This is a genomic window from Ralstonia sp. ASV6, from assembly GCF_016429285.1.
GTDB classification, from domain to species: domain Bacteria; phylum Pseudomonadota; class Gammaproteobacteria; order Burkholderiales; family Burkholderiaceae; genus Ralstonia; species Ralstonia flaminis.
This window is the reverse complement of record NZ_JAELUI010000215.1, coordinates 1-5,949: the sequence shown is the minus strand read 5'-3', so window position 1 is coordinate 5,949 and position 5,949 is coordinate 1. Positions and strand designations below refer to the sequence as shown.

At 65.7% G+C, this 5,949-nt stretch carries 8 protein-coding genes; 1 reads left to right on the top strand and 7 read right to left on the bottom strand.

Features of this window, described 5'->3' with window-relative positions; genetic code table 11:
- Positions 1-596: bile acid:sodium symporter (locus JHD73_RS25885; RefSeq protein ID WP_199033027.1), on the bottom strand; the 596-nt coding region annotated here is incomplete at its 3' end.
- Positions 597-715: 119 nt separating this feature from the next.
- Here JHD73_RS25885 and JHD73_RS25880 point away from each other — a divergent pair.
- Positions 716-1,612 (top strand): LysR family transcriptional regulator, encoded by an 897-nt coding sequence (locus JHD73_RS25880; RefSeq protein WP_199033026.1) that lies wholly within the window; start codon positions 716-718, stop codon positions 1,610-1,612.
- Positions 1,613-1,621: 9 nt separating this feature from the next.
- Here the strand turns inward: JHD73_RS25880 and JHD73_RS25875 are convergent, their stop codons facing one another.
- From JHD73_RS25875 to JHD73_RS25850, 6 genes are all read right to left on the bottom strand, one after another.
- Positions 1,622-2,380, bottom strand: coding sequence for a 3-hydroxyacyl-CoA dehydrogenase (locus tag JHD73_RS25875; protein ID WP_199033025.1), 759 nt, complete (start codon positions 2,378-2,380; stop codon positions 1,622-1,624).
- Between the two features lie 161 nt (positions 2,381-2,541).
- Positions 2,542-3,210, bottom strand: a complete 669-nt coding sequence (gene adk / locus JHD73_RS25870; protein ID WP_199033024.1) for an adenylate kinase — start codon at positions 3,208-3,210, stop codon at positions 2,542-2,544.
- Positions 3,211-3,547: 337 nt separating this feature from the next.
- Positions 3,548-4,354 carry a 3-deoxy-manno-octulosonate cytidylyltransferase gene (kdsB, locus tag JHD73_RS25865; RefSeq protein WP_199033023.1) on the bottom strand — a complete coding sequence of 269 codons (807 nt, stop codon included), beginning with the start codon at positions 4,352-4,354 and terminating at the stop codon, positions 3,548-3,550.
- Positions 4,355-4,371: 17 nt separating this feature from the next.
- Positions 4,372-4,560: a Trm112 family protein gene (locus JHD73_RS25860; RefSeq protein WP_004631803.1), complete on the bottom strand. Its 189-nt coding sequence runs from the start codon at positions 4,558-4,560 to the stop codon at positions 4,372-4,374.
- 61 nt (positions 4,561-4,621) lie between these two features.
- Positions 4,622-5,671, bottom strand: coding sequence for a tetraacyldisaccharide 4'-kinase (gene lpxK / locus JHD73_RS25855; RefSeq protein WP_199033022.1), 1,050 nt, complete (start codon positions 5,669-5,671; stop codon positions 4,622-4,624).
- Between the two features lie 15 nt (positions 5,672-5,686).
- Positions 5,687-5,949: biopolymer transporter ExbD (locus tag JHD73_RS25850; RefSeq protein WP_199033021.1), on the bottom strand; the 263-nt coding region annotated here is incomplete at its 5' end.

Here is a 5,949-nt window from a genome sequence, read left to right as displayed (position 1 = left end):
GCCTTGTACTTGGTGATGAGTCCGCCGATCACCGGGCGCAGCAACTGGCCCAGCACGAACGGCAGCAGCAGTTGCTCGGCCACGCCCAGCAGCGCCTTGCCCACCGACAGTTCCGCGCCCGAGGCCTGGATCACGAAACTCATCAGCAGCGGTGTGGCAATCATGCCGATCAGGCCAGAGATGGTGGCGTTGAAGATCGCGGCCGGCACGTTGCCCTTGGCCATCGCCGTCATCGCCACTGACGACGACACGGTAGACGGCAGCGCGCACAGGTAGAACACGCCCAGCAGCAGCTCGGCCGGGATGAACGGCTTGCACACAAACAGGATCACGGCGCCGATCAGCGGGAACAGGATGAACGTGCAGCTCTGCACGAACAGGTGCAGGCGCCAGTTGCGCGCGCCTTCAACGATCTTCTCGCGCGAGAGTGCCGCGCCGTGCAGGAAGAACACCAGCGACACGCCAACGATGGTGACGACATCCAGGTGCAGCGGGCCGTCGCTGGCGCCCAGGGTGGGGAAGAACACGGCCAGCGCAACCATCACCAGCATGGCCTGGATGAACCCATCAATACGAGATAACAGCGGAATCTTCATGTGCGTGCATCATCACCATTGCGTGACGGTGCGGGTTGGAGTCGGGGATAGGCGCTATTGCACAACATCCCTATCTAGAATACAAATGCATTGATCGAATCAATTCATACGGCTTCGGCATGAATGTGACCCTGCGGCAGTTGCGCGTCTTTCTGGCGGTGGCACGTGCGCACAGCTTCAGTCGCGCGGGCGACACAATCGGCCTGACGCAGCCGGCTGTCAGCCGCTCGATCTCGGAACTGGAGGGCGAGCTGGGCCTGAAGCTGCTCGACCGTACCACGCGCGAAGTGGTGCTGACGGAAGTGGGGCGCTCACTGGCAACCGCGCTCGATCGCTTGGTTGCTGATCTGGATGACACGCTGCATCAGGCGCGCCAAGTGGGTGAGCAGCGGCGCGGGCGCGTGGTGGTGGCGTCCAGCCCGACGGTGTCGACGCGTTTGATGCCGCTGTACGTGGCGGAATGCGCGGCGCGCTACCCGGACATCCGCATGATCGTGCGTGATTCGGTGCAGGTCGATACGCTGCAATTGATTCGCACGGGCGGGGCGGATTTCGGTGTGGTGGTGGAGCCGCTGGATACCGAAGGCCTGTGGACGGAGCCGCTACTGACCGACCCGTTCTGCCTCGTTTGCCGCCGTGACCATCCATTTGCCCAGCGCAGCAGCGTGCGCTGGAAAGATCTGCACCGCGCGCCGGTCGTGCTACTCGATCACGCGTCGGGTAGCCGCCCACTGATCGATCGCATCTTTTTGCGCCACGGTGTGCAGCCCGATGTGGCGCAAGAGATGGGGCATAGCAGTGCCGTGTTTGGCATGGTGGATGCCGGCATTGGCGCGGGCGTGGTGCCGGCGCTGTCGTTGCCGCTGCCGTCGTCGTCGCAACTGGTGTCGGTGCCGCTCACACCCAAGGATACGCGTGGCATTGTGCTGGCGCGCCGGCATGACCGGTCGCTCTCACCGGCGGCGGAGGCGGCGTGGCAGATGATTCGCCGGATGGCACTGCCGGCCGCCGCTTGATCGCGCTGCTTACTTCGGTTGCATGCGAATGGCGCCATCCAGGCGGATGGTCTCGCCGTTGAGCATCGGGTTCTCGATGATGGCGCGTGCAAGCTGTGCATATTCCGCCGGCTTACCCAGGCGCGGCGGGAACGGCACCATCTTGCCCAGCGCATCCTGCACCTCGGCAGGCATGCCCAGCAGCATCGGTGTCTCGAAGATGCCAGGTGCAATCGTCATCACGCGGATGCCATCGCGCGACAGATCACGTGCGATCGCCAGCGTCATCGCCACCACGCCGCCCTTGGACGCCGCGTAGGCCGCCTGCCCGATCTGCCCATCGAACGCCGCCACCGAGGCTGTGTTGATGATCACGCCGCGCTCGCCGCCGGCATTGGGCGTGTTGCTGGCCATGGCCGTCGCCGCCAGCCGGATCATGTTGAACGTGCCGATCAGGTTGATGTTGATCACGCGAGCGAACTGGTCCAGCGGATGCGGCCCCGTCTTGCCCACCGTGCGCGACGCCGTGGCGATGCCCGCGCAGTTCACCAGCCCGCGCAGCGTGCCCAGCGACGTGGCCGCGTCGACCACGGCCTGCCCATCGGCTTCCGATGCGACATCGCAGCGCACGAAGCGCCCACCCAATTCCTGCGCCAGCGCATTGCCCGCCGCTTCGTTCAGGTCTGCAATCACCACCTTGCCGCCGGCTTCTGCCAGCGTACGTGCCGTGCCGGCACCCAGTCCCGATGCCCCGCCAGTGACGATGAATACCTGGTCGCGAATCTCCATGTCGTGTCTCCTTGGTTGTGGTCTGTGTGTTACTTGACGTTTACGTTCGCGTCAATTTCAGCGTCATATGGTAGCGCGAAGCGGCGGGTGACCGCGCAAAAAAAAAAACGGCGCCTCGTTCATGAGGCGCCGTTTTCATGGGCGGGGTCCGTGGGGTGCGTTCAGTCCTGCAGCGCACCGAACGCGCGGATGGTGATCTCATCCACGCTACCCACACCGGCGATCTTGCGATACTTCGGCGGTGCCACCTTGGCGGTGTCGTTGCCGTTGGCAGCCCACTGCGAGTAGTAATCCACCAGCGGACGCGTCTGGTTTTCATACACGTCCAGGCGCTTGCGTACGGTTTCTTCCTTATCGTCGTCGCGCTGGATCAGCGGTTCGCCGGTGACATCGTCCACACCGTCGGTCTTGGGCGGGTTGTACTTGACGTGGTACGTGCGGCCCGATGCGACGTGCACGCGGCGCCCGCTCATGCGCTCGATGATGGCGTCAAACGGCACGTCGATTTCCAGCACGTAGTCGATCGGCACGCCGGCATCCTTCATGGCTTCCGCTTGCGGGATGGTGCGCGGGAAGCCGTCGAACAGGTAGCCGTTCTTGCAGTCGGGCTGCTGCAGGCGGTCTTTCACCAAGCCGATGATGATGTCGTCCGACACCAGGCCGCCAGCGTCCATCACTTTCTTGGCTTCGATACCCAGCGGGGTGCCGGCCTTGACTGCAGCGCGCAGCATATCGCCGGTAGAGATCTGCGGAATGCCGAACTTCTCGCAGATGAATTTGGCTTGCGTACCTTTGCCGGCGCCGGGCGCGCCCAACAGAATCAACCGCATGGTGACGAGTTCCTCAAGTTTTCGAATCTTGTCGCGCTGTCAGGCAACGTGAAGCGCGTTGGGAATCGGTCCGAGAGGGCGGATTCCCAAAACGCCTAATGCGCGCCTGATCGACACAAACAGGCAGCCTAGCGGGCGAAATTGACGCCAGCCTTACCGGGACACTGGATGGAACAGGCGCTCGCCGGACGGCGGCACCGATGGCTCGATTTGTCTCCCTGCAGCCGCTGAGGCACCTTGCGTGGGCGCCAGCATGCGACTTGTCGTCCTCGCGATTATGCCATGCCAGCGCCGGGGTTTCGGCGTGGCGGCTGCAAGTTCCGCGAAATCTATGCTTTCAGGGGCCGTCCTGGGCCAGCAGTTCACTCCAGGCGGCGCGCACGCGGGCGAGGTCTTCCGGCGTGTCGACACCAGCGGCCGGGGCGTCATCCGTGGTCAGCACGGCGATGCGCTCGCCGTGCCACATGGCGCGCAACTGCTCGAGCTGCTCGGTTTGTTCGAGCGGCGCGGCAGCCAGTTGCGGGAAGCGGCGCAGGAAGCCAGCGCGATAGGCGTAGATGCCAATATGGCGCAGCACGGGCATGGCGGGCAGCGGGCGCTCAGCGGCGGGTTGCGCCAGCACGGCGGACGTCCAGGTATCACGTGCCCAGGGCAGCGGGGCGCGCGAGAACAGCAGCGCACGCTCGGCGGCATCCAGTACGACCTTGACGACGTTCGGGTTGAACACGTCAGCGGCGTCGTGGATCGGGTGGGCAGCGGTGGCGATGGCGCAGTCCGGGTGGTCGCGCAGGTGGGCGGCCACGTTGTCGATCAGCGTCGGGGCGATCAGCGGCTCGTCGCCTTGCACGTTGACGACGATGGCGTCATCGGGCAACCCCAGCACGGTGGCCACTTCGGCCAGGCGGTCGGTGCCGGAGGCGTGGTCGGCGCGGGTGAGTACGGCTTCTACGTGGTGCTGCATGCAGGCATCGGCGACCGACGCTGCATCGGTGGCGACCACCACGCGCGCGGCGGACGACTGATGCGCGCGCTCGGCCACACGCACCACCATCGGCTTGCCGTCGATGTCGGCCAGCGGTTTGTTAGGCAATCGCGTGGATGCCAGCCGCGCGGGAATGACGGCGATGAACGGTGCGTGCGACATGGCGGGTAGCCTTCGCGTCAGGCCGGATCGACCGGCGTGCCTTCCACGGTCTGGCGGGCTTCGTCAGCCAGCATGACGGGGATGCCGTCGCGGATCGGGTAGGCCAGCTTGTCGACGTGGCAGATTAGTTCGTTGTTGGCGCGGTCGTGTTGCAGCGTGCCCTTGCACAGCGGGCAGACGAGGATTTCCAGCAGGCGATTGTCCATGACAGTAGAGGCTCCATGGCAGCGCCTGAGCGGCGCTCCGGTACAGCGGATGAGGGGTGAGTTATTTTGCGCCCGCTCTGGCGGTTGCGCGATCGGCCAGGGCGCGCACGCGCTGGCAGACCTGTTCGACCAGCGCCGTGTCGACCACCGGCGTGGTCGGCACCACCCAGATGCGCGGGTCGTCGAGATGCCCGCATTTTACGGCATCCTTTTCGGTGATCAGGATCACCTCGGCGTGGCTGTCGGCGAACGGGTTGTTCGCGAAGTCATAGTGATCGGGCAGCGGCAGGGTGCTGGGCTTGAGGCCCTCGGCGCGCAGCGAGGCGAAAAATCGCTCGGGGTTGCCGATGCCGGCGGCGGCCAGCAGTTGCTCGCCTTCAACGCGAGCGAACTGGGAGAGCGGGCGACGCAGCGCCGGGTCGGCCAGGTTGTAGGCGTCCTGCAGCGCGAGATGCATGCCGAAGATGTTCGGGCGGTCGGGCGTGGCGCGGTAGTTCGGGTCGTTGATCAGCGTGGCGTCGCGTTTGCGCGTCATCGGCTCGCGCAGGGGGCCGGCGGGCAGCAGAAAACCGTTGCCGCCCATGCGCGCATCGAACACGATGATTTCGATGTCACGGCGCAGGCGGTAGTGCTGCAGGCCATCGTCGCACACGATGACATTGCAGCCGGGGTGCGAGGCCAGCAGCGTTTGCGCGCACAGCACGCGATCGGGGAACACCCACACGGGCAGGTCGGTGGCACGGGCGATGAGCAGCGGCTCGTCGCCCACGTCTTCCGCGCGGGAATGCTCGCGCACCGGGCGCGGGTGCTTGAGCTGCACGCCGTATCCGCGCGAGACGATGCCCGGGCGCATGCCGGCATCGGCCAGCGCTGATGCCAGCGCAATCACGGCGGGTGTCTTGCCCGCACCACCCACGGTGACGTTGCCGACCACCACCACCGGCATCGGCAGGCGCACCGAGCGCATCCAGCCCAGGCGGAACAGCAGCCGGCGCAGTGCGCTCACGCCGCCAAACAGCCACGAGAGCGGCCACATCACCCACGCGAACCAGCCCCGTTGCTGCCATTGGCGGGTGACGAAGCTGGCGAGACGGTGCTGGGCGACGGGCATGTCGTGCGTGTGGGTTTAGCGGGAGGCGTTGCCGGTTTGCGTAGCGAAGGTCAGGTGCGACAGGCCAGCCACGCGCGCGGCTTCCATCACGTTCACCACGGCCTGGTGCGCGGCTTGTGCGTCGGCGTTGACGACGACGATGGGTTCGCGGCCGCCAGCCTTGTCTGCGGCAGCGCGCAGTGCATCGGCCAGGCTGGTCACGTCACGCGTGTCGAGCACTTGTTTGTCCACAGAGTAGACGCCGTTGGCGGTGACGGACACGACGATCTGTCCTGGGC